The organism is Cyanobium gracile PCC 6307 (assembly GCF_000316515.1).
In the GTDB taxonomy this organism is placed as follows: domain Bacteria; phylum Cyanobacteriota; class Cyanobacteriia; order PCC-6307; family Cyanobiaceae; genus Cyanobium; species Cyanobium gracile.
Genome location: NC_019675.1, coordinates 1445161 through 1463345 on the forward strand (window position 1 = coordinate 1445161; position 18185 = coordinate 1463345).

The window sequence follows — 18185 nt, forward strand, 5'->3', positions numbered from 1 at the left end:
CTGGATCAGCCGATCGCCGGAGCGGTCAGGGCCACAGGGGTGGCGCTGGCGGCGGCCAGGTCGAGGGGGAAGTTGTGCGCATTGCGCTCGTGCATCACTTCCATGCCGAGGCCGGCACGGTTGAGCACATCGGCCCAGGTGTTGATCACCCGGCCCTGACCATCCAGGATGGACTGGTTGAAGTTGAAGCCGTTCAGGTTGAAGGCCATCGTGCTCACGCCCAGGGCGGTGAACCAGATGCCGATCACGGGCCAGGCGGCCAGGAAGAAGTGGAGGCTGCGGCTGTTGTTGAAGGAGGCGTACTGGAAGATCAGGCGACCGAAGTAACCGTGGGCAGCCACGATGTTGTAGGTCTCTTCCTCTTGGCCGAACTTGTAGCCGTAGTTCTGCGACTCGCTCTCGGTCGTCTCACGCACCAGGGAGCTGGTGACGAGGGAGCCATGCATGGCGGAGAACAGGGAGCCACCGAACACACCCGCCACACCCAGCATGTGGAAGGGGTGCATCAGGATGTTGTGCTCAGCCTGGAACACCAGCATGTAATTGAAGGTGCCGCTGATGCCGAGGGGCATGCCGTCGGAGAAGGAACCCTGACCGAAGGGGTAAATCAGGAACACGGCGCTGGCGGCCGCCACGGGGGCGGAGTAGGCGACGCAGATCCAGGGGCGCATGCCGAGGCGGTAGGAGAGTTCCCACTCGCGGCCCATGTAGGCGAAGACGCCGATCAGGAAGTGGAAGACCACCAGCTGGTAGGGGCCACCGTTGTACAGCCACTCGTCGAGGCTGGCGGCTTCCCAGATGGGATAGAAGTGCAGGCCGATGGCGTTGCTGGAAGGAACAACGGCGCCGGAGATGATGTTGTTGCCGTACATCAGGGAGCCGGCGACGGGCTCACGGATGCCGTCGATGTCGACGGGGGGCGCCGCGATGAAGGCGACGATGAAGCAGATGGTGGCGGCCAGCAGGGTGGGGATCATCAGCACACCGAACCAACCGACGTAGAGGCGGTTGTTGGTGGAGGTGACCCACTCACAGAACTGGTTCCACACCGAAGCGCCGGAGCGCTGCTGGAGAGTGGCGGTCATGAGTGCAGGAAAGTGTGCCGTCGGGCGGGGCGCGGGTGCGCTGGCCGTGGGCGTAAGGAAGGGCGACGGATCGCCTCACAGCAATGTAACAGACCATTGCGGGGTGTGAGGCGTCTTCATGAACAAAAGATGAGTTTCCCGCCTGGCCTGGCCCCCCTGCCGCTGCTAGGAGGTGAGGTGCTCCGGTCATCCCGCCCTGCCGCCGATGGTCTCGCGTTCGTCGCTTCCTCCCCAGCCACCGCGTCGGTGCCTGCGCGGGCCGCTGCCCGCCCTGCTGCTGCTCTCCCTGCTGGCGGCCGGTTGCCAGGGACTGCCCAATCCCGAGAGCCGCCGCATCGAGCAGCTTGAACTCAAGATCCAGCAGCTCGAGCAGCGGCTCAACAAGACCGATCTTCGCCCCGACACCGCCGATCCGGCCGGCAAGCCCCCCGCTGGCGTCATCAAGTCGCTGACCCTCCGCACCGACACCGAGGACGACCGGCTGCGCATCTACTGGGCCGACGGCAGCAGGACCGACCTCCCCTGCACCAAGGAACAGACCACCCTCGTCTGCGGATGACCATGACCTCCTCCCCCCTGCGGCCCCTGCTGGGCTGCCTGGCCCTGCTGCTGGCCGTCCCCGTGGCGGGGGCCGCCCCGGCCCGGGCCCAGATGACCCAGGAGCAGGCCTTTCAGCGGGGCCGCGCCGCGAACCTGGCCCGGATGCGCGCCGAGGTCATCAACGGCGGCCTCGGGGTCTACCGGCCCGCGCTGTGCATGTACGAGCGCAGCGGCGGCAGCTGCCTGGTGCGCGCCGATGCCGAGGGTTTCCTGTTCCGCTTCTACGGCGGCGTGCCCGGCTGGGTCCAGCTCGGCCTGCCGCCATCGGTGGAGACGGAGATCCTCGTTGCCCCGGATGGACGCAGCGTCCTCAGCATCTCCTACAACGGCGTGCCCCGCTCCCAGCCCGCCCCCGCCGGCCCGCCCCAGGCTCAGCCCGGGCTCTGAAGCTCCCGGGCCAGGTCGGCCAGGGCCTGGCCCCAGCCCGGCGCCACCGGCCAGGACTCCCGGCGGGTGAGGCTGAGGGCGATGCCCTTCTCGCCGTAGGCGGCCTCGTTGATGAACACCGCCCAGACGGGCCCCTCCTCCTGGTCCTCCCGCGGGTGGAAGGGGATCGTGGCCCCCTCGGCCGTCAGGAACAGCGGGTCGCCGGCGGCGATCGGCTGCCAGTCGCGGCCCTGGCGCTGGGGATGCACCACCGCCGCCGGGGAACCATCCCCATGGCGCGGCAGATCGAGGCTGCCCAGGTGCCGGTGCACCACTAGCCGCTCCGGCTGCCGCAGGGTTCCGGAGCGGGCCTCCGCCAGCACCTCCAGGGCCGCCTCCAGGGCCAGCTGGCTCTGCCGGCAGATGGGCTCCTGGATCACGCCCTGGGGCACCGGGCCCACCTCCACCACCAGCCCGCAGGGCCAGCGCTCGACCAGGTAGCCGGTCTGGGCCCGGTCCTGCTCATGCAGGTAGATCGGCAGGCCCAGGCGCTGCTGCAAGCCCGCCGCCAGGGCCAGATCGGCCGGCCGCCGGCCGTAGACCACCAGGCTGCTGCCCATGGCGGCCGTGGTGCTGTGCAGGTCGAGGGCCACCAGGCAGGGGGCGCTGCCGCTGGGCGCGTGGCGGGCCAGCAGTTCCCGGGCCCGCTCCAGTTCCCGGTTCCCCGGTCCGGGGGCGGCCAGCAGGTCGGGCACGAAGCTGCGGTTGAGGTCCTGGTCGAGGTAGCGCACCCCGGCGGCATGGGCGGCGGGGTTACCCAGCACCAGCTCCAGGGCGAGGCCGCTGCTGCGCAGCAGCGCCGGATGCCGTCCCCAGGCCTCCAGCAGCCAGGGCGCGTTGCGCTCGTTGCCGTGGGTCCCCCCCACCACCATCACCCGGCCCGCCACCATCACCTGCTCGCTCACGGGCCCCAGCCTGGCGCAGAGTCAGGGCAGCGAACCGGAATGTCCATGGCCCCGCCCGCCGCACTGGTGCGCTCCGCCCGGCAGCTCTGGCAGTGCCAGTGGCGCCTGCTGATGGGCGGCCTCGGCCCCGCCGACAGCCAGGGCCGCTACCGCCGGCCGGCCGGGGCCTTCACGGCCCTGCCACCGGTGCCAGCGGACGCCGCCGAGGCCGGCACCCATGTGCTGATCGTGGGCCGCAGCTGCCCCTGGGCCCATCGGGCCTGGATCACCTGGAGCCTGCGGGGCCTGGCCCCGATGATCGACACGGTGGTGGTGGTTCCCGATCCCGACGCCGGTCGCTGGCGGTTCAGCGAGCCCTTCGAGGGCTGCGCGACCCTGCTGGAGCTCTACCGCCGCAGCGGCGCCGATCCCCGGGCCCGGGCCACCGTGCCGGCCCTCTATTCCCGGCGGACGGGGACGATCCTGGTGAACGAGAGCGCCCGCCTGATCGAGCTGCTCAACGCCTGGCCCTCGGTGCCCGGGGCTCCGGAGCTGGCCCCCCCGGCGGATCTGCCGGCGATCACCGCCTGGCGGGAGCGCCTGCAGGGGGAGGTCAACGATGGGGTGTACCGCTGTGGCTTCGCCCGCAACCAGGCGGCCTACGACGAGGCCGAGGCGGCCCTGTTCGCCGCCCTGGAGGCGGTCGAGGCGGCCCTCGCCGCCGGCGGGGAGAGCGGCGGCTGGCTCTGCGGCGGCGCCGGGCCCAGCCTGGCGGATGTGGTGCTCTTCCCCACCCTGATCCGGATGGAACTGGTCTACGCCCCCCTGTTCGGCTGCAGCCGCCGGCCCCTCTGGCAGCTGCCCCGGCTGTGGGACTGGCGGCGGCGCTTCCACAGCCTCGAAGGGGTGGCCGCCACCTGCTTCCCGGACGCCTGGCGGACCGACTATTTCGGGGCCCTGTTCCCCCTGCATCCCTCCGGCATCGTCCCGGCGGGACCGGACCTGGCCACACTGGTGGGCAGCCCGCCCCCAGCCGCCCCCGGCGCCCCCATCCGATGAGCAGCACCCTGGCCACCCCGGACGGCGCCGACCCCGTCTTCGAGGGGGTGTACGGCCGCTTCACGATCACCGCCACCGACCGCCGCGAGGTGCTCGGCTACCGCCTGGCCCTGACGACCGTGGCCCTCGGCCAGCTGGCCCTGCTGGCCCAGTGGCGCCAGCTCGGCCCCAGCCTGCTCTGGCCCTGGCTGCTGGTGATGGCGGCCGGACTTGGCCTGGCCCTGCGCTGGATCCACATCTACCTGCGTCCCCTGCACCGGGCCCTGCAGCTGTTCTGGCTGGCGGGCTGCCTGGGCGGAGCGCTGCTGGCCCTGCGGGCCGGACCGGGCCAGATGCTTCCCGCCCTGGTGGACCAGCCCCTCTGGATCCTGGCGGTGGGGCCCTACTTCGCCGCCCTGGCCGGCATCGGCTTCAAGGAGTTCTTCTGCTTCCAGCGCCCGGAGGCGATCGGCGTCACCCTGCTGCTGCCCCTGGCCCTGCTCGGCCGCCTGGCCGGCGTGCTGAGCCCGGCCACCACCGCCAGCCTGCTGGCGGCCGAAGCCCTGCTGCTGCTGGTGCTCTGCCTGCGCAAGTTCCCGATGCCGGCGGCGGCGGACGTGGGCGACAAGAGCGTCTTCGCCCACCTGGAACAGCAGCGCCGGGGGCCGGGCCCGTCCGTCAAAGCCCCATGAGCCTGATCAGCCTGGTGGGGGCCGCCAAGGACTTCGGCCTGCGCAGCCTGTTCGCCGGCCTCGATCTGCACGTGGGGGAGCGGGACCGGCTGGGGCTGATCGGCCCCAACGGCGCCGGCAAGAGCACCCTGCTGCGGGTGCTGGCGGGTCTCGAACCGCTCGATCGCGGGGAGCGCCGCTGCCACGCCCGCACCCGGGTGGTGCTGCTCGACCAGGAGCCTCGGCTGGATCCGGCCCTGACCGTGCTTGAGCAGGTGTTCGCCGGTGATGGGGAAGCCATGGCCCTGCTGCGGGAGTACGCCGGGGTGAGCCACCAGCTGGCCAGCGGCGCCGAAGACGACCAGCTGCTGGCCCGCCTGAGCGCCCTGCAGCACCGCATGGACGGTTGCCAGGCCTGGGACCTGGAGCGACGCTGCCGGGAGGTGCTGGAGCGCCTGGGCATCGACGCGGACCACCAGGAGCGGACGATCGGGGAGCTCTCCGGCGGCAACCGGCGCCGCGTCGCCCTGGCGGCGGCCCTGGTGGCCGAGCCGGAGGTGCTGCTGCTGGATGAACCCACCAACCACCTCGATGCTGAAGGGGTGGAGTGGCTGCAGAGCTACCTGGATCGCTTCGCCGGCGCCCTGGTACTCGTCACCCACGACCGCTACCTGCTCGATCGGGTCACCCGCCGGATTGTGGCGGTGGAGCGGGGCGAGGCCCGGCCCTATGAGGGCAACTACGGCACCTACCTGGCCCTGAAGGCGGCCGAGGAGGAGGCCGAAGCCTCCACCGCCGCCAAGCTCAAGGGCACCCTGCGGCGGGAGCTGGCCTGGCTGCGCCAGGGCCCCAAGGCCCGCAGCACCAAGCAGAAGGCCCGGCTGCAGCGCATCGATGCCCTGCTGGAGACCCCCACCCGTCAGGGGCGGGCCAGCCTGGCGATGGCCGCCACCGCCCGGCGCATCGGCAAGCGGGCCATCACCGCCGAGGGCCTGGCGGTGGCCGTGGGGGATCGCACCCTGCTACGGGACTTCAGCTACGACTTCAGCCCCGAGGACCGGGTGGGGATCATCGGGCCCAACGGAGCCGGTAAATCCAGCCTGCTGGAGGTGATCGCCGGCCGCCGCCCCCCCAGCGACGGCCTGCTGGAGCTGGGGGCGACGGTGAAGCTGGCCTACTTCGACCAGCACAGCGACGTGCTGCTGGCCAGGGACGGCAAGCGCAAGGTGATCGAGGTGGTGCAGGAGGCCGCCAGCCGGGTGCAGGTGGACGGGGTGGAGCTGACGGCCTCCCAGCTGCTGGAGCGGTTCCTGTTTCCCCCCGCCCAGCAGCACCAGCCGGTGGCCAAACTTTCCGGGGGCGAGCGCCGACGGCTGCATCTCTGCCGGCTGCTGATCGAGGCCCCCAACGTGCTGCTGCTGGACGAGCCCACCAACGACCTCGACGTGCAAACCCTGAGCGTGCTGGAGGACTTCCTCGAGGATTTCCGCGGCTGTGTGGTGGTGGTCTCCCACGACCGCTGGTTTCTGGACCGCACCGTCGACCGCCTGTTCCACTTTGAGGGGGGCCGGCTGGAGCGCTTCGAGGGCAACTACAGCAGCTGGCTGGAGCGGCGGCCCCAGGCCCCGGCCGCCACCCTCGGTCCATCCGCCAGTCCATCTGCCGGGACTGCCGCCGCAACGGAGTCCACCCGGCGGTCGTCGCCAACCACCAAAGCGGCGACGGCGGGACGCCGGCGGCGCAGCTTCAAGGAGGCCCGGGAGCTGGAGCGCCTCGAGAGCGAACTGCCGGAGCTCGAGCAGCGCCGCAGGGAGCTGGAGCAGCACCTGGCGGCCCCCAGCGGCCCGGACTACGCCCGCCTGGAGGCCCTGACCCACGAGCTGGCGGCCCTGGTGGAGCGGATCGCCGCCGCCGAGGAGCGCTGGCTAACGCTCAGCGAGCTGGCAACCTGAGCGCCGGCGGCGGTGGGGGTGGGGCACCTCCAGCAAGCCCGCCCCATCGGCGAACCGGGGGGGCAGGCCACAGACCGGCCCGGCGGGCTCCGGCAGCAGCCAGGGCTGGCGCTGCACCCGGGCACCCCGGGCTTCGGCCTGCTGCATGGCTGTGGGCTTGTAGTCGTCGACGCTGCGATGGGCCGCCATCTGGTCTCCCATGCGGCGCAGGTAGAGATCCTGATACCACTGCACCGCGTCGGCCTGGAAGGCCTCCAGGGCCGCCCGGACGCTGGCGAAGCGCTGGCTGACGAGACCGCTGGGAGCGCACTGTTTCCAGATCAGCACCTCCTCGAAGCCGAGGCCCCGGCGCCACTGGCGCTGCTCGGAGAGGTAGCAGTGGGTTTCGGGACCGTTGATCCAGAAGAGCCGCCCGTGCTCGTCGATGAAATGCCGTTCCCGCCGCTTGCTGATGCGTGTCATGGGCCAACCGGGGCACTGTCCATTCCGCTGCTAGCCACGGGGGAGCCCCCAACGCAGCCGCCGGCGCCGGGTTTGCAACGGTCAGGCCCCGGCCGGCGGCATGTGCGGAGACCCACAGGAGACGGCGATCCCCCAGCCTCGACCGTATGGTGTCTGCGGTGAGTTCCGACCCGTGACGGCCGGTTTTTGCATGAAGACGATCGACGATCACATCGAGAAGGACAAAGTCGAGATCGAATCGGCCAAGGCCGACGGCAATCTCGGCAAGGTGCGCCACCTCGAGGAGGAGCTCAAGGCCCTCAACGAGTACAAGGAGCACCACCCCGAGGACAACCATGACCCCACCCCCCTGGAGGTCTACTGCGACCTCAACCCCGAAGCTCCCGAGTGCCGCGTCTACGACGACTGACCGATTCCGGAATCAGGCAATACCCAGCTGGCCCCACACGGCGGCCAGCAGGGCATCGAGGCCTTGGGAGGCCGCCGCCGAAATCACCAGCGGGGGCTCGGCCGATGTGAGCGTCGACGGCGGCCACCAGCTCCTCGAGCTCGGCGGCATCCCGCAGCTCCATCTTGTTGAGCACCACCAGGCGGGGGCGCTCACTGAGGCCATGGCCGTAGGCGGCCAGCTCCTCCTCCACCACCCGCAGATCCGCCAGCACATCCTCCGCCCCCGCATCCACCAGATGCAGCAGCAAACGAGTGCGTTCGATGTGCCGCAGGAAGTCATGGCCCAGGCCGGCGCCGCGCGCCGCGCCCGCGATCAGGCCGGGGATGTCGGCGAAGACGGTGCCATCCCCGCTCGGGCGCCGCACCACCCCCAGATTGGGCACCAAGGTGGTGAAGGGGTAGTCGGCAATCTTGGGCCGGGCCGCCGAGAGCACGGCGATCAGGGTGCTCTTGCCGGCGTTCGGCAGGCCGATGATCCCCACCTCGGCCAGCAGCTTGAGTTCCAGCTGCAGCAGCCATTCCTCCCCCTCCTTGCCCTCGGTGAACTTCTCCGGCGCCCGGTTGCGGTTGCTGAGGTAGTGGGCGTTGCCCAGGCCCCCCCGGCCACCGGCCGCCACCAGCAGCTCCTCACCGGCGTTGGTGAGGTCCCCCAGCAGGATGCCGGTGCGGCAGTCGCGCACCTCCGTGCCGCAGGGCACCCGGATCGTCAGGGTGGAGGCACTGGCCCCGGTGGAGCGATTCGGCCCGCCACGGCGGCCATCGTCGGCGGCGAACAGGCGCCGGTACTTGAAATCCAGCAGGGTCTGGAGGTTGGCATCGGCGACGAGGAGCACGTCACCGCCGCGGCCACCGTCGCCACCGGAGGGCCCGCCGGCGGGGACGTACTTCTCACGACGGAAGGCCACGATGCCGTCGCCGCCGCGGCCGGCGCGCACGGCGATGCGGGCCTGATCGATGAACTGCAAGGAAGGGGTTCGGCCGGGGCGCGGATGAGGAACAACCCTAGGATCCCCCGGTTGCACCCCTGGTTTGGCCGAGGTCCGCTTCGAGAAGGTCGGCAAGACCTACCCGCCCCGTCGCGGCGGCAGGCCGGTGGAGGTGCTGCGCCAGCTCGACCTGCACATCCAGGACGGTGAATTCCTCGTGCTGGTCGGCCCTTCGGGCTGCGGCAAGAGCACCCTGCTGCGCCTGCTGGCGGGGCTGGAAGCCACCACGGCGGGCGAGATCTACGTGGGGGAACGTCCCGTGAGCCGGCTGCGGCCGGCCCAGCGCGACGTGGCGATGGTGTTCCAGAGCTACGCGCTCTACCCCCACCTCAGCGTGGCCGACAACATCGGCTTCGGCCTGCGCCGCAGCCGCCACCGCAGCCTGCCCCAGCAGCTTCAGGACAGCCTGCACCGGGCCACCAGCCGCCTGCCCGCGGCCCTGCGGATCGGCTCCGAGCGGGAGCGTCGCATCGCGGCGCGCGTCGACGAAGTGGCCGCCACCCTGGAGCTGGAGCCGCTGCTGCAGCGCCGGCCCAAGGAGCTCTCCGGCGGCCAGAAGCAGCGGGTGGCGCTGGGCCGGGCCATCGCCCGCCAGCCGGCGGTGTTCCTGATGGATGAACCCCTCAGCAACCTGGACGCCAAGCTGCGCACCGGCACCCGCACCCAGATCGTGGAGCTGCAGCGGCGCCTGGGCACCACCACCCTCTACGTCACCCACGACCAGGTGGAGGCGATGACCATGGGCCACCGCATCGCCGTGCTCAACGAGGGCCGGCTGCAGCAGCTGGGCACCCCGATGCAGCTGTACCAGTGGCCGTCCAACCTGTTCGTGGCCCAGTTCATCGGCAGCCCGGCGATGAACCTGCTGCCGGTGGAGGTGGCCGGTTCCGCCCAGCTGCTGCTGGGGGGGCGGCGCTTCCCGGTGGAGGGTCCGATGGCCGACCTGCTGGGCGACTGGATCGGCCACCGGATCACCGGCGGCCTGCGGCCGGAGCACCTGCGGCTGGCCCCGGCCACCAACCGCAACCTGGCGGCGGAGGTGAGCCACTGCGAGGCCCTGGGCAACGAGCAACTCGTCACCTGCCGGCTGCTGGAGGGCAGCCACCTGGTGCTGGTGCGGGCCAGCCCGGACCAGAACGTGACCGTGGGCCAGACCGTGCATCTGGATGTGGAGCCCACGGGCTGGCGCCTGTTCGACGGGCTCGGGGCGGCCCTGCTGCCGGCCGAGGCCACCACCCCGCCGCCACGACAGGAACCCCAGCTGCCCGCCATCAGCCACTGACCCATCAGCCACTGACCCATCAGCCCCTGAGCCGCCGGCAGGGCCTCACTTCACCCAGATGACGCTGCAGCCGGGCCCCCCGTCCCCCTGATCGGCATCGCTGACCCGCTCCACCCAGGGCAGACCGGAGAGCCATTCCCGCAGGCCCCGCTTGAGCTTGCCGGTGCCGATGCCGTGGATCACCCACACCGGGCCGTTGGCACCGCGCAGGCGCTCCTCCACCGCAGCCTCGGCCTCGTGCACCCGCAGACCGCGCACGTCCACGGTGTTGCCCTCGGTGCGCACCTCGGGCCCACGGCTGCCGGGGGACCGGCGGCTGCGGATGCGCACCTGGGGCGGCGGCTCGGGGGGGGCCGGCTTCTCGCCGTGCAGCCCCTCGATGCCGGCGAGTTCCACCGTCAGCCGCAGCACGCCGCAGCGGACGCTGAGCTCACTGCCGTCGTCGGAGATCGCCAGCACCTCAGCGGCCTTGCCCAGGGCCAGCAGCCGGATGCGATCGCCCACCCGGGGCCGCCAGCCGCCGTGGTCGCGCCGCTCCGGCAGGGGCCGGTGCTGCTGCTCGAGGCGCCGCAGCCGCTGGCCGGCCTGGCGGGCCGTCTCGCCGGCCACCCGTCCGCCCACGCGCACCTCCTGGCCCACCGAGCGCAGCCGCCGGATCAGCCGCCGCACCTCCCCCTGCCCCTCCCGGATCGACAGCTCCAGCCGCTGGCGGCGCTGCTCCTGCAGTTCCGCCGACTGCTCCTTCTGCTGCGACCAGCGCTGCAGCAGTTCCTCGTGGAGCAGTTCGGTGCGGGCCAGCAGCGCCGCCGCCGCCTCGGCCGCCTCCTGCTGGCGCTGGCGCTCCTGCTCCAGACCCTCGATCACCCGGTTGACGTCTCCCTCGCCGCCGGGCTCCAGCTGGGCGGCGGCCACCGCCAGCACGGCGGGGTCGAGCCCCAGGCGGGAGGCGATCGCCAGGGCGTTGCTGCGGCCGGGGATGCCCCACTGCAGCCGGTAGGTGGGCGAGAGGGTCTCCACGTCGAAGGCCACCGACGCATTCTCGAAACGGGGATCGGCGTACTTGAGCGCCTTGAGTTCGCCGAAGTGGGTGGTGGCGACGGTGAGGCGGGCGCGGTCGGCGAGGTGGCGCAGCAGGGCGGCGGCCAGGGCGCTGCCCTCGGTGGGATCGGTGCCGGCCCCCACCTCGTCGAGCAGCACTAGGGACGCCGGACCCTGGGGCAGGGCCGCCCCCTCCGGGAAGCCCGCCCCTGCCGGCAAGGCCGCCAGAATCCGGGCGATACGGCGGATGTGGCCGCTGAAGGTGGAGAGGTTCTGCTGCAGCGACTGCTCGTCGCCGATGTCGGCCAGCACCTGGCCGCACCAGGGCAGCCTTGGGGTACCGGCGCAGGGCAGGAACAGGCCGGCGCGGGCCATCAGGGCCGCCAGCCCCAGGCTCTTGAGGGTCACCGTCTTGCCGCCGGTGTTGGGACCCGTGATCGCCACCACCCGCAGCTCGGGCCCCACCCGGATGGTCACGGGCACCACCGGCCGGCCGCCCTCGCGCCGCTCCTGCCAGAGCAGCAGGGGGTGGCGCAGGTCGCAGAGCTCGAAGGGGGCGTCGGCCGAATCGGCCAGCTCGGGCCGCACCGCCCCCAGCCACTGGCCGTAGCGGGCCCGGGCCAGGCCCGCGTCGATCCGCACCAGCACCTGCTGGAGGTGGTCGAGGGGTTCGGCCTGCTCGCCCACCAGGGCGCTGAGCTCGCTGCGCACCTGCCGCTCCAGCTCCCGCTCCTGGCCCTCGGCATCGCGGATGCGGTTGCCCAGGGGAATCACCGCCTGGGGTTCCACGTACACTGTGCTGCCGGAGGCGGAACTGTCGTGCACCAGGCCGCCCACCTGGGCGGCGGCACCCGCCTTCACCGCCAGCACCGGCCGGCCGCCCCGCTCGCTCACCACCGTGTCCTGGAGCAGAGAGCCGTAGCGGCGCACCAGCTCCTGCAGCCGGTCGCGCCGTTCGGCGCGCAGGGCCAGCAGCTGGCGCCGCACCGCCTCCAGGGGGCCGCTGGCCCGATCCGCCACCCGGCCGCCCTCCTCGAGGCAGAAGTGGAGCCGCTGCTCCAGCTCCGGCAGGGTGCGCAGTTCGGCCACCAAGGCGGTGGTGACGGGACGCAGCTCCGGGTCCTCGATCTGGCGCCGCAGCCGCCGCGCCGTCGCCAGGGTGGCGGCCAGCGCCAGCAGCTCCTCGCCGCCGGCGCAGCCCCCCTTGGCGCAGAGGGCCACCGTGGCGGCGATGTCCCCGGCCCCCTGCAGGCTCAGGCCCCCCTCGCAGAGGCCGTCGAGGGCCAGCAGCTCGGTGGTTTCCAGCAGCAGGCGGCGGCTCTCGGCCGGATGGTCCGGCAGGCCGAGACCGGCGCAGTGGCGGCGGCCGGCGACGGTACCGGCGAAACCGGCCAGGTGCTCGGCCAGCCGGGGCCACTCCAGCAGCTCCAGGGTGTCCTGGTGGATCTCGCTCACAGGGGGTGCGCTCACCCCGCCGGTGCGACGGGGGCGGGGGCAGGGGCGGGGATGGCGGCGGCTCCCACGTTGGAGGGAATGCCGGCGGCGGGCTCGTAGAGCATCTCCAGCCAGTTGCCCTCCGGATCCTGCAGGTAGAAGGAGGCGGTGCCGTCCCGATGGTCGTGCACCGGACCCACCCGGTGGCCCGCCGCCTCAAGCCGGTCGTGCACCGCATCCACCTCGGCGCGGTCGCTGAAGTGGAAGGCGAAGTGGGGGCCGGCGGCGGTGTAGCTCGGGCTGAGCAGGGCGATGCCATCGCCGTTGGCGGGCGACTGCATGTAGGCCCAGTCCTGGGCATCCCAGGTGAGGCGCAGCCCCAGCCCCTCGTAGAAGCGCTTGGCTCGCTCCATGTCCTGGACCCGCACCGCCACGTGGCCGAGACGCGTCATGGGAGAGGGCAGCGACGGTTCATCGCACCATTCAAGCGGTGCGGCTCAGCCGTCGCGCAGCCACTGGGCGGCGTCGCAGGCGTGGTAGGTGAGGATCAGGTCGGCGCCGGCCCGCTTGAAGCAGAGCAGGGTTTCCAGCACCACGGCCCGCTCGTCGATCCAGCCCCGCTCGGCGGCCGCCTTGACCATGGCGTACTCGCCGCTGACGTTGTAGGCGGCGATGGGCAGCTCGCTTTCGCCCCGCAGTCGATGGATGACGTCGAGGTAGGCCAGGCCCGGCTTCACCATCAGGATGTCGGCCCCCTCCTGCTCGTCGAGCAGGGCTTCGGTGAGGGCTTCGCGGCCGTTGGCCGGATCCATCTGGTAGGTGCTCTTGTCCTTGGGGATGGGCTTGCTGCTCACCGCCCGGGGGGCCGAATCCAGCGCCTCGCGGAAGGGGCCGTAGTAGGCGGAGGCGTACTTGGCGGTGTAGCTGATGATCCCGACGTGCTCGAAACCCTCCTCGTCGAGGGCCTCGCGGATCGCACCCACCCGGCCGTCCATCATGTCGCTGGGGCCGATCAGATCGGCTCCGGCCCGGGCCTGGGCCACCGCCTGGCGGCACAGCAGGCTGACGGTCTCGTCGTTGAGCACCACCCCCTCGCTGCTGACGATGCCGTCATGGCCGTCGCAGGAATAGGGATCGAGGGCCACATCGGTCATGATCGCCATGGCCGGATGCTCCTGCTTGAGGCGCCGGATCGCCCGGGGAATCAGGCCGCCCTCGTTGAAGCACTCGCTGCCATCCTCGGTCTTGAGGCCGTCGGCCACCTTGGGGAACAGCACCACGCAGCGGATGCCCAGGTCCCAGGCCCGGCCCACCTCCGCCACCAGCCCCTCCAGGCTCCAGCGCTGGGCGCCGGGCATGGCGCCAATGGGTTCGTTGGACGCGCCCTCGTGCACGAACAGCGGATAGATGAAATCGGCGGCACTGAGCTGGAACTCCCGCACCATGGCCCTCAGGGCCGGCGTGCGGCGCAGGCGACGGGGACGATACGTGAGATCCATGCCGTGATGAACAGTTTGGTGATCCTAAAGCCCCGCCTTCCGGAGATAGCGCCACCGCCCCGAACGGCACCGCTCCCGTCAAGAAAACCACGCCCAGATGGCGATCAGGACAAAGCCAGCACAGGCGGTCAGCTGGAAGACCCGATCCATGCGGTTGATCCTGCGCAAAGCACCGGTCCGCTCCTGCTCACTGGCTTCTGCGTAGACGTTCGTACCCCAGAGAAACAGCACAAACAGCACCAGGGAGACAATGTAGGCATAGGCATAGAGACAGTCCAGGAACGTGAGGTGGCTCAACGACGGCAGCTCAGCCTTGCAGGACTGCTGCAGAAAGATCAGCGTCAGCAGAGCCGTGGAGGGGATGGCCAGCCTGACATCCCCCAGCTCCCCCACCAGTGAGGGCGCCAGAAGTACAATCAGCATCACGATCAGCAACGGCAGAATCCAGGTTACGAAGCTGGAGAACAGATCACTCCGCATCACCACGTCCGCAGCCAATCTCGAGTAGTCGAGACCCTCCTGCCCCATCCCCCAGTCGGCTCCATAGGAATGGCTGGAGGAAACAAATCTCACATCCTCAATATCGTACCCATTGATGGTTGCATAGGCCCCAATCTGGCTGCTCTTCGAATCACCATCATGAACAAGAACGACGTTCTTGTTCTGGCGAGCGAACACATCAGGAACCACTTCAAAGAGGATCGGCAGAATCAATCGCTCAAACGGCGATCTCTTCAGATCGACTACCGGAATATAGAGGCTGGCGGAATAGCGAAAAGCTGATAGAAGCGATCGCCCAGTCGCGCCACCGCCGTCGGGGTATCCGCCTGAATCTGGGCCGAAGAGGAATTGACCTGGTTCATGAGCTCCACAAACTGCAGCGCCGTGATGCCCTGCTTCTCCAGCAGCTCCTGAACCTCCCTCGGCCACCCTGGGGGATCACCTTCGGAGGTGGCTGGCTCCTAGAGGGCCGCGGAGCTGATCCAGTCCTTGCGGGGGTCGACACTGCGGGCCTGGCGCAGCTGCTCGAGCAGGTCCCGCTCCCGGGGGCTGAGGCTGTCGGGCAGCTTCAGGGTCGGGGTGAACAGCAGATCCCCCCGGCCGTCCCTCACCGGCCAGCCCTTGCCCTTGAGCCGCAGGCTGCGGCCGAGGGTCATGCCGGGGGGCACCTGGATGGTGGCTTCGCCATCGGGGGTGGCCACGCGCACCTCGCCCCCCAGGGCCAGTTCGTCGAGGCTGAGGGGAAGCTCGGCCCGCAGCTGGTCGCCATCGAGGCGCCAGACGGGGTGGGGCTGGAGCTTGAGGGTGAGATAGAGGTCCCCGCGGCGACCCGTGCCGGGCTGCAGGTTGCCCTTGCCCTTCAGCCGCAGACGGCTGCCGTCCTTGACACCGGCGGGAATGCGCACCTGCACCCGCTCCTCGTTGACGGCGAGGGTGCGCTCGCAGCCGCGGAAGGCATCGGCCACCGGCAGGCTGATGGTGGCCTCGGCATCCAGCTGCACCTGGGTGGCGCGCTCGGCGCCGGCAGCACCGAAACCGGAGCCGAAGCCACCGGGGAAGCCGCTGCCGAAGCCGAAACCGCCGGGGGCTCCGGCCGCGGCGCCGCCACCGAAGCGTCCCAGCAGATCATTGATGAAGTCGTCGAAGTTGCCGTAACGGCCGAAGTCGACATCCACACCGGGGGCACCGCCGCCACTGCCGCCCATCTGGTTCCAGTACTGGCCGAACTGCTCATAGCGACGGCGCTTCTCGGGATCGGAGAGCACTTCATAGGCTTCGCTGATCTCCTTGAAGCGAGCCTCGGCGGAGGCATCGCCTGGATTCACATCCGGGTGGTACTGGCGGGCGAGCTTGCGGAAGGCCCGTTTGATGCCGTCGGCATCGGTGCCCCTTTCCACACCCAGAACTTTGAAGTAGTCGCGGTAACCGTTCACGCTCATCTCGTCTCGCTCATTTCGCCAGGGCGCCCGGTCACCGTCGAACCTGGGAATTGTCCCAGTCCCGCCGCTGAATTCACAGGCCCGGGCAGGGCGGAAGCCCGTACGGCACCGGGGGGCCGGCCTAGATTCCCGGCTACTTCGACCCTTCAATGCGCACCCCTTGCCCCCCCCGATCGCCCCGGCGGTCTTCGGCCCCGTCCCTGCTGCTGCTGGGTGGACTGTCCGCCCTGGCGGGGGGGCTGCTGAGTGTCAGCACCCCGGCCCACGGCGGCCAGGCTGGCGCCTCCACCACCCCCACCCTCGGGGAGGCCCTGGCCCCCTCCAGCGGCGATCAGCTGGAGCTGACGGAGCACCTGCGGCGGATCGGGGCCGTGTTCTACGGCGCCTGGTGGTGCCCGGCCTGCTTCCGCCAGAAGAGCCTCTTCGGCCAGCAGGCGGGGGACCGGCTGCCCTACGTGGAGTGCGACAAGACCAGCGAAGGCCGGGACCGCTGCCAGGCGGCCGGCATCAAGGCCTACCCCACCTGGGTCCTGGGGAGCAGCCGGGTGGAGGGCGTGCAGACGCTGGAGGAACTGAAGCGCTGGAGCGGCTTCCGCCAGGCGCCTGGAACGGACAACCCCTGACGGTGGAAAGGGTGCCGCAGAGCACCCGGAAAACCACCTGTCCACTGTCACTGTGTATGGGAGATCACAGGTAGACGGGAGGATTGATTTTGGTAGAGTCTGTGAACCATTTCTGCAGAACACTGAAACCCCTCTGGAGCCAATCTCCTCTCCCCAGGGACATGAAGGAGTCTCAAAATCCCGTTCGAGAACCCAAGTTTTCAGCGCCCTTTTTTCAGATCCTCATTAAAGTCGAGGTATTTTTTCAGGATCATTGTTATTCCGGCCATCTCTGGGATGTGAGCCGTTCCGGCGCCTGCATCCGCAGCTTTCAGCAGGTTCCCATGGGAACCCCTGCCCAGATTCGCTTCCACGATCCCAGCAATGCAGAGGTCATTGAAACCACAGGCGAACTGATCTGGATCAATCAGCTCAGGGGTGCCCACTACTCGGGCCTCAGGTTTGAAGAGGGTTTCGACATCTCCAAGACGTTTCTCAGACTCCTGATCAAGGCGGACGAGTCCTGATGCTCATGCGCTGCACTCCGGCGGCGCATGCATGTCCAGCCATCATTACAGCGGGCGCGAGTCTCATCCGGTCATCAAAGCCCGTGGCGGCCGCAGCGGAGAGATCCATACGAACCGGTGCTTCCCGTCGCTTGACGCCAAGCCGCCATGCACCTGTTCCCTCACTCCCGCGCTGGCCGATTCCAGAGGTTCCCCTGGAAGGCAAGATCCAGTCGATCGATGCCTCCAGACGCTCCTTTGTCGTCGGGGGGCAGACGCTGCTCACCAATGCCTCCACGCACTACGACGACGGCCTGGAGACATTCGCCGATCTCAAGCCGGGGATGAAGGTGAAAGAGGACCACTCCCAGCGGGGCGACCGGCGTTTCGCCAGGGAAGGGGAACTGGACGACTGAGGGGATGGGGCGGGACGTCGGACACGTCCCACGCGGCGCAGGAAGGATCTCAGCGCCGGTACATCCCGGCGCCCGGCGCCCCGTAGCCGAGCCCGGGGCGAACCCCTGCCCCGGAAGCGGGGCCGCCGAGACCACCGGGATTGCCCGCCGGCCCCCGCTCCAGGCCCGCACCGGCCTCACCGAATCCGGCCCCCGGCAACACCCCGGCGCCGGAGGCCGGCCCGCCCACACCCCCGGCTCCCACACCCGGTTCCCGATCCAGGCCGGCACCGGCCGCTCCGAAGCCGGCACCGGGGGCCACCCCCGCGCCGGAAGCCGGCCCGCCGAGCCCGCCTGGGTTGGGCCGAGCCTGACTGATGCCGGGGAGGGCCAGGGCAATGGCCACCGCTACAAGGGCCGGAACGATGGGGAGCTGGGAGCGTTTCATCGCCGGCCATGCACAGGAGACCCTCGTCCTAGCAAGGTCGTCGCCCCACCCCCGCGAAAGCACGGGTGGGGTGGAGGGCGGCTCCTAGAGCCATCCTCTGGGCCCCGGGTCCGTGACCGGCACAGCTGATCGGCGCCAGCCGGCTCCTGTTGCTGAGGCTGCCGTGAAGCCTTCGGTCGGGCTGCGGCCCCGCTCCGGAGGAGCTGAGGAGAACGGCCTGTCTCGGCATCAGCGTCGAAGGCGACCAGCCATTGACCAAGCCGATCCTGCAGGAGGAGGTGCGTCGCCGGCTGGCCCGCGGGGGGGTGCGGGTGGGGCTGGCCTGGCTCTCGGCCGCCAACCTCAACCCGAAGGTCTTCATCGAGCCCGACCAGGAGGCGCTGGTGCAGGGTCTGGTGGAGCGGCGCCTGGACTGGATCCCCTTCAACAGCGGCAGCCTCAGCCGGCTGCGCGGCACCCCTGGATCCAGAGCATCCTGACCACCGAG

Annotated in this window: 20 protein-coding genes and 1 pseudogene; 11 read left to right on the forward strand and 10 right to left on the reverse strand. The window is 70.5% G+C overall.

Going from position 1 to position 18185, the window contains the following annotated elements; translation table 11 throughout:
- Positions 1–5 precede the first annotated feature (5 nt).
- Positions 6–1085 carry a photosystem II q(b) protein gene (gene psbA / locus CYAGR_RS06825; RefSeq protein WP_015109068.1) on the reverse strand — a complete coding sequence of 360 codons (1080 nt, stop codon included), beginning with the start codon at positions 1083–1085 and terminating at the stop codon, positions 6–8.
- 205 nt (positions 1086–1290) lie between these two features.
- Here psbA and CYAGR_RS06830 point away from each other — a divergent pair, with 205 nt between their 5' ends.
- Both CYAGR_RS06830 and CYAGR_RS06835 read left to right on the forward strand, forming a co-directional pair.
- Positions 1291–1644 (forward strand): hypothetical protein, encoded by a 354-nt coding sequence (locus tag CYAGR_RS06830; protein ID WP_015109069.1) that lies wholly within the window; start codon positions 1291–1293, stop codon positions 1642–1644.
- 2 nt (positions 1645–1646) lie between these two features.
- Positions 1647–2072, forward strand: a complete 426-nt coding sequence (locus tag CYAGR_RS06835) for a hypothetical protein (protein WP_015109070.1) — start codon at positions 1647–1649, stop codon at positions 2070–2072.
- Here the strand turns inward: CYAGR_RS06835 and CYAGR_RS06840 are convergent.
- A complete protein-coding gene (locus tag CYAGR_RS06840; protein WP_015109071.1) occupies positions 2057–3001 on the reverse strand; it encodes an aspartoacylase in 945 nt (314 codons plus the stop codon). The genes CYAGR_RS06835 and CYAGR_RS06840 overlap by 16 nt on opposite strands.
- A 60-nt stretch (positions 3002–3061) precedes the next feature.
- Between CYAGR_RS06840 and CYAGR_RS06845 the strand changes: the two genes are divergently transcribed.
- The 3 genes from CYAGR_RS06845 to CYAGR_RS06855 are packed head-to-tail and all read left to right on the forward strand — an operon-like array spanning position 3062 to position 6656.
- Entirely contained in the window at positions 3062–4054 is a 993-nt protein-coding gene (locus CYAGR_RS06845; RefSeq protein ID WP_015109072.1) for a glutathione S-transferase C-terminal domain-containing protein, read from the forward strand.
- Entirely contained in the window at positions 4051–4725 is a 675-nt protein-coding gene (locus tag CYAGR_RS06850) for a DUF2301 domain-containing membrane protein (protein WP_015109073.1), read from the forward strand. Before CYAGR_RS06845 ends, CYAGR_RS06850 begins: the two co-directional genes overlap by 4 nt.
- Positions 4722–6656 carry an ABC-F family ATP-binding cassette domain-containing protein gene (locus tag CYAGR_RS06855; protein WP_015109074.1) on the forward strand — a complete coding sequence of 645 codons (1935 nt, stop codon included), beginning with the start codon at positions 4722–4724 and terminating at the stop codon, positions 6654–6656. The genes CYAGR_RS06850 and CYAGR_RS06855 overlap by 4 nt, the downstream gene beginning before the upstream one ends.
- Here CYAGR_RS06855 and CYAGR_RS06860 read toward each other — a convergent pair.
- Positions 6630–7118 carry a hypothetical protein gene (locus tag CYAGR_RS06860; protein WP_015109075.1) on the reverse strand — a complete coding sequence of 163 codons (489 nt, stop codon included), beginning with the start codon at positions 7116–7118 and terminating at the stop codon, positions 6630–6632. The genes CYAGR_RS06855 and CYAGR_RS06860 overlap by 27 nt on opposite strands.
- Positions 7119–7308: 190 nt before the next feature.
- Here CYAGR_RS06860 and CYAGR_RS06865 point away from each other — a divergent pair, with 190 nt between their 5' ends.
- Positions 7309–7527, forward strand: a complete 219-nt coding sequence (locus tag CYAGR_RS06865; RefSeq protein WP_043325524.1) for a Calvin cycle protein CP12 — start codon at positions 7309–7311, stop codon at positions 7525–7527.
- Between the two features lie 12 nt (positions 7528–7539).
- On the opposite strand, the pseudogene cgtA reads toward CYAGR_RS06865, so the two are convergent.
- Positions 7540–8533 (reverse strand): annotated as a pseudogene (gene cgtA / locus CYAGR_RS06870) (Obg family GTPase CgtA).
- Positions 8534–8597: 64 nt separating this feature from the next.
- Between cgtA and CYAGR_RS06875 the strand changes: the two are divergent.
- Positions 8598–9836 carry an ABC transporter ATP-binding protein gene (locus CYAGR_RS06875; protein ID WP_015109078.1) on the forward strand — a complete coding sequence of 413 codons (1239 nt, stop codon included), beginning with the start codon at positions 8598–8600 and terminating at the stop codon, positions 9834–9836.
- 45 nt (positions 9837–9881) lie between these two features.
- Here CYAGR_RS06875 and CYAGR_RS06880 read toward each other — a convergent pair whose 3' ends face one another.
- From CYAGR_RS06880 to CYAGR_RS06900, 5 genes are all read right to left on the reverse strand, one after another.
- Entirely contained in the window at positions 9882–12329 is a 2448-nt protein-coding gene (locus CYAGR_RS06880) for an endonuclease MutS2 (RefSeq protein WP_043325528.1), read from the reverse strand.
- Between the two features lie 11 nt (positions 12330–12340).
- On the reverse strand, positions 12341–12760 hold the full coding sequence (locus tag CYAGR_RS06885; protein ID WP_015109080.1) for a VOC family protein: 420 nt from the start codon (positions 12758–12760) through the stop codon (positions 12341–12343).
- Positions 12761–12805: 45 nt separating this feature from the next.
- Complete coding sequence (hemB, locus tag CYAGR_RS06890) at positions 12806–13807, reverse strand: porphobilinogen synthase (RefSeq protein ID WP_015109081.1); 1002 nt, start codon at positions 13805–13807, stop codon at positions 12806–12808.
- A gap of 78 nt (positions 13808–13885) precedes the next feature.
- Complete coding sequence (locus CYAGR_RS06895; RefSeq protein WP_156818413.1) at positions 13886–14737, reverse strand: hypothetical protein; 852 nt, start codon at positions 14735–14737, stop codon at positions 13886–13888.
- A 32-nt stretch (positions 14738–14769) separates the two neighbouring features.
- Positions 14770–15747 carry a DnaJ C-terminal domain-containing protein gene (locus CYAGR_RS06900; protein ID WP_015109083.1) on the reverse strand — a complete coding sequence of 326 codons (978 nt, stop codon included), beginning with the start codon at positions 15745–15747 and terminating at the stop codon, positions 14770–14772.
- Between the two features lie 149 nt (positions 15748–15896).
- Here CYAGR_RS06900 and CYAGR_RS06905 point away from each other — a divergent pair, with 149 nt between their 5' ends.
- The 3 genes from CYAGR_RS06905 to CYAGR_RS06915 all read left to right on the forward strand — a co-directional run bounded on the left by CYAGR_RS06905 (position 15897) and on the right by CYAGR_RS06915 (position 17271).
- The gene (locus tag CYAGR_RS06905) at positions 15897–16370 is read left to right on the forward strand and encodes a thioredoxin domain-containing protein (RefSeq protein ID WP_015109084.1); all 474 of its coding nucleotides are present in this window, start codon (positions 15897–15899) and stop codon (positions 16368–16370) included.
- Between the two features lie 161 nt (positions 16371–16531).
- Positions 16532–16876 (forward strand): PilZ domain-containing protein, encoded by a 345-nt coding sequence (locus CYAGR_RS06910; protein ID WP_015109085.1) that lies wholly within the window; start codon positions 16532–16534, stop codon positions 16874–16876.
- Between the two features lie 131 nt (positions 16877–17007).
- The gene (locus CYAGR_RS06915; protein WP_015109086.1) at positions 17008–17271 is read left to right on the forward strand and encodes a DUF5666 domain-containing protein; all 264 of its coding nucleotides are present in this window, start codon (positions 17008–17010) and stop codon (positions 17269–17271) included.
- Positions 17272–17320: 49 nt separating this feature from the next.
- Here CYAGR_RS06915 and CYAGR_RS06920 read toward each other — a convergent pair whose 3' ends face one another.
- Entirely contained in the window at positions 17321–17698 is a 378-nt protein-coding gene (locus CYAGR_RS06920; protein WP_015109087.1) for a hypothetical protein, read from the reverse strand.
- Between the two features lie 251 nt (positions 17699–17949).
- Here CYAGR_RS06920 and CYAGR_RS06925 point away from each other — a divergent pair, with 251 nt between their 5' ends.
- Entirely contained in the window at positions 17950–18177 is a 228-nt protein-coding gene (locus tag CYAGR_RS06925) for a hypothetical protein (protein ID WP_015109088.1), read from the forward strand.
- Positions 18178–18185: the final 8 nt, after the last annotated feature.

What these genes read in the sequence shown, in the direction of transcription:
- CYAGR_RS06900 (WP_015109083.1), bottom strand. Translation starts at nt 15,747, where the DNA reads ATGAGCGTGAACGGTTACCGCGACTACTTCAAAGTTCTGGGTGTGGAA.
- CYAGR_RS06845 (WP_015109072.1), top strand. Translation starts at nt 3,062, where the DNA reads ATGGCCCCGCCCGCCGCACTGGTGCGCTCCGCCCGGCAGCTCTGGCAG.
- psbA (WP_015109068.1), bottom strand. Translation starts at nt 1,085, where the DNA reads ATGACCGCCACTCTCCAGCAGCGCTCCGGCGCTTCGGTGTGGAACCAG.
- CYAGR_RS06840 (WP_015109071.1), bottom strand. Translation starts at nt 3,001, where the DNA reads ATGGTGGCGGGCCGGGTGATGGTGGTGGGGGGGACCCACGGCAACGAG.
- hemB (WP_015109081.1), bottom strand. Translation starts at nt 13,807, where the DNA reads ATGGATCTCACGTATCGTCCCCGTCGCCTGCGCCGCACGCCGGCCCTG.
- CYAGR_RS06885 (WP_015109080.1), bottom strand. Translation starts at nt 12,760, where the DNA reads ATGACGCGTCTCGGCCACGTGGCGGTGCGGGTCCAGGACATGGAGCGA.
- CYAGR_RS06830 (WP_015109069.1), top strand. Translation starts at nt 1,291, where the DNA reads ATGGTCTCGCGTTCGTCGCTTCCTCCCCAGCCACCGCGTCGGTGCCTG.
- CYAGR_RS06835 (WP_015109070.1), top strand. Translation starts at nt 1,647, where the DNA reads ATGACCTCCTCCCCCCTGCGGCCCCTGCTGGGCTGCCTGGCCCTGCTG.
- CYAGR_RS06850 (WP_015109073.1), top strand. Translation starts at nt 4,051, where the DNA reads ATGAGCAGCACCCTGGCCACCCCGGACGGCGCCGACCCCGTCTTCGAG.
- CYAGR_RS06860 (WP_015109075.1), bottom strand. Translation starts at nt 7,118, where the DNA reads ATGACACGCATCAGCAAGCGGCGGGAACGGCATTTCATCGACGAGCAC.
- CYAGR_RS06865 (WP_043325524.1), top strand. Translation starts at nt 7,309, where the DNA reads ATGAAGACGATCGACGATCACATCGAGAAGGACAAAGTCGAGATCGAA.
- CYAGR_RS06910 (WP_015109085.1), top strand. Translation starts at nt 16,532, where the DNA reads ATGAAGGAGTCTCAAAATCCCGTTCGAGAACCCAAGTTTTCAGCGCCC.
- CYAGR_RS06905 (WP_015109084.1), top strand. Translation starts at nt 15,897, where the DNA reads ATGCGCACCCCTTGCCCCCCCCGATCGCCCCGGCGGTCTTCGGCCCCG.
- CYAGR_RS06920 (WP_015109087.1), bottom strand. Translation starts at nt 17,698, where the DNA reads ATGAAACGCTCCCAGCTCCCCATCGTTCCGGCCCTTGTAGCGGTGGCC.
- CYAGR_RS06855 (WP_015109074.1), top strand. Translation starts at nt 4,722, where the DNA reads ATGAGCCTGATCAGCCTGGTGGGGGCCGCCAAGGACTTCGGCCTGCGC.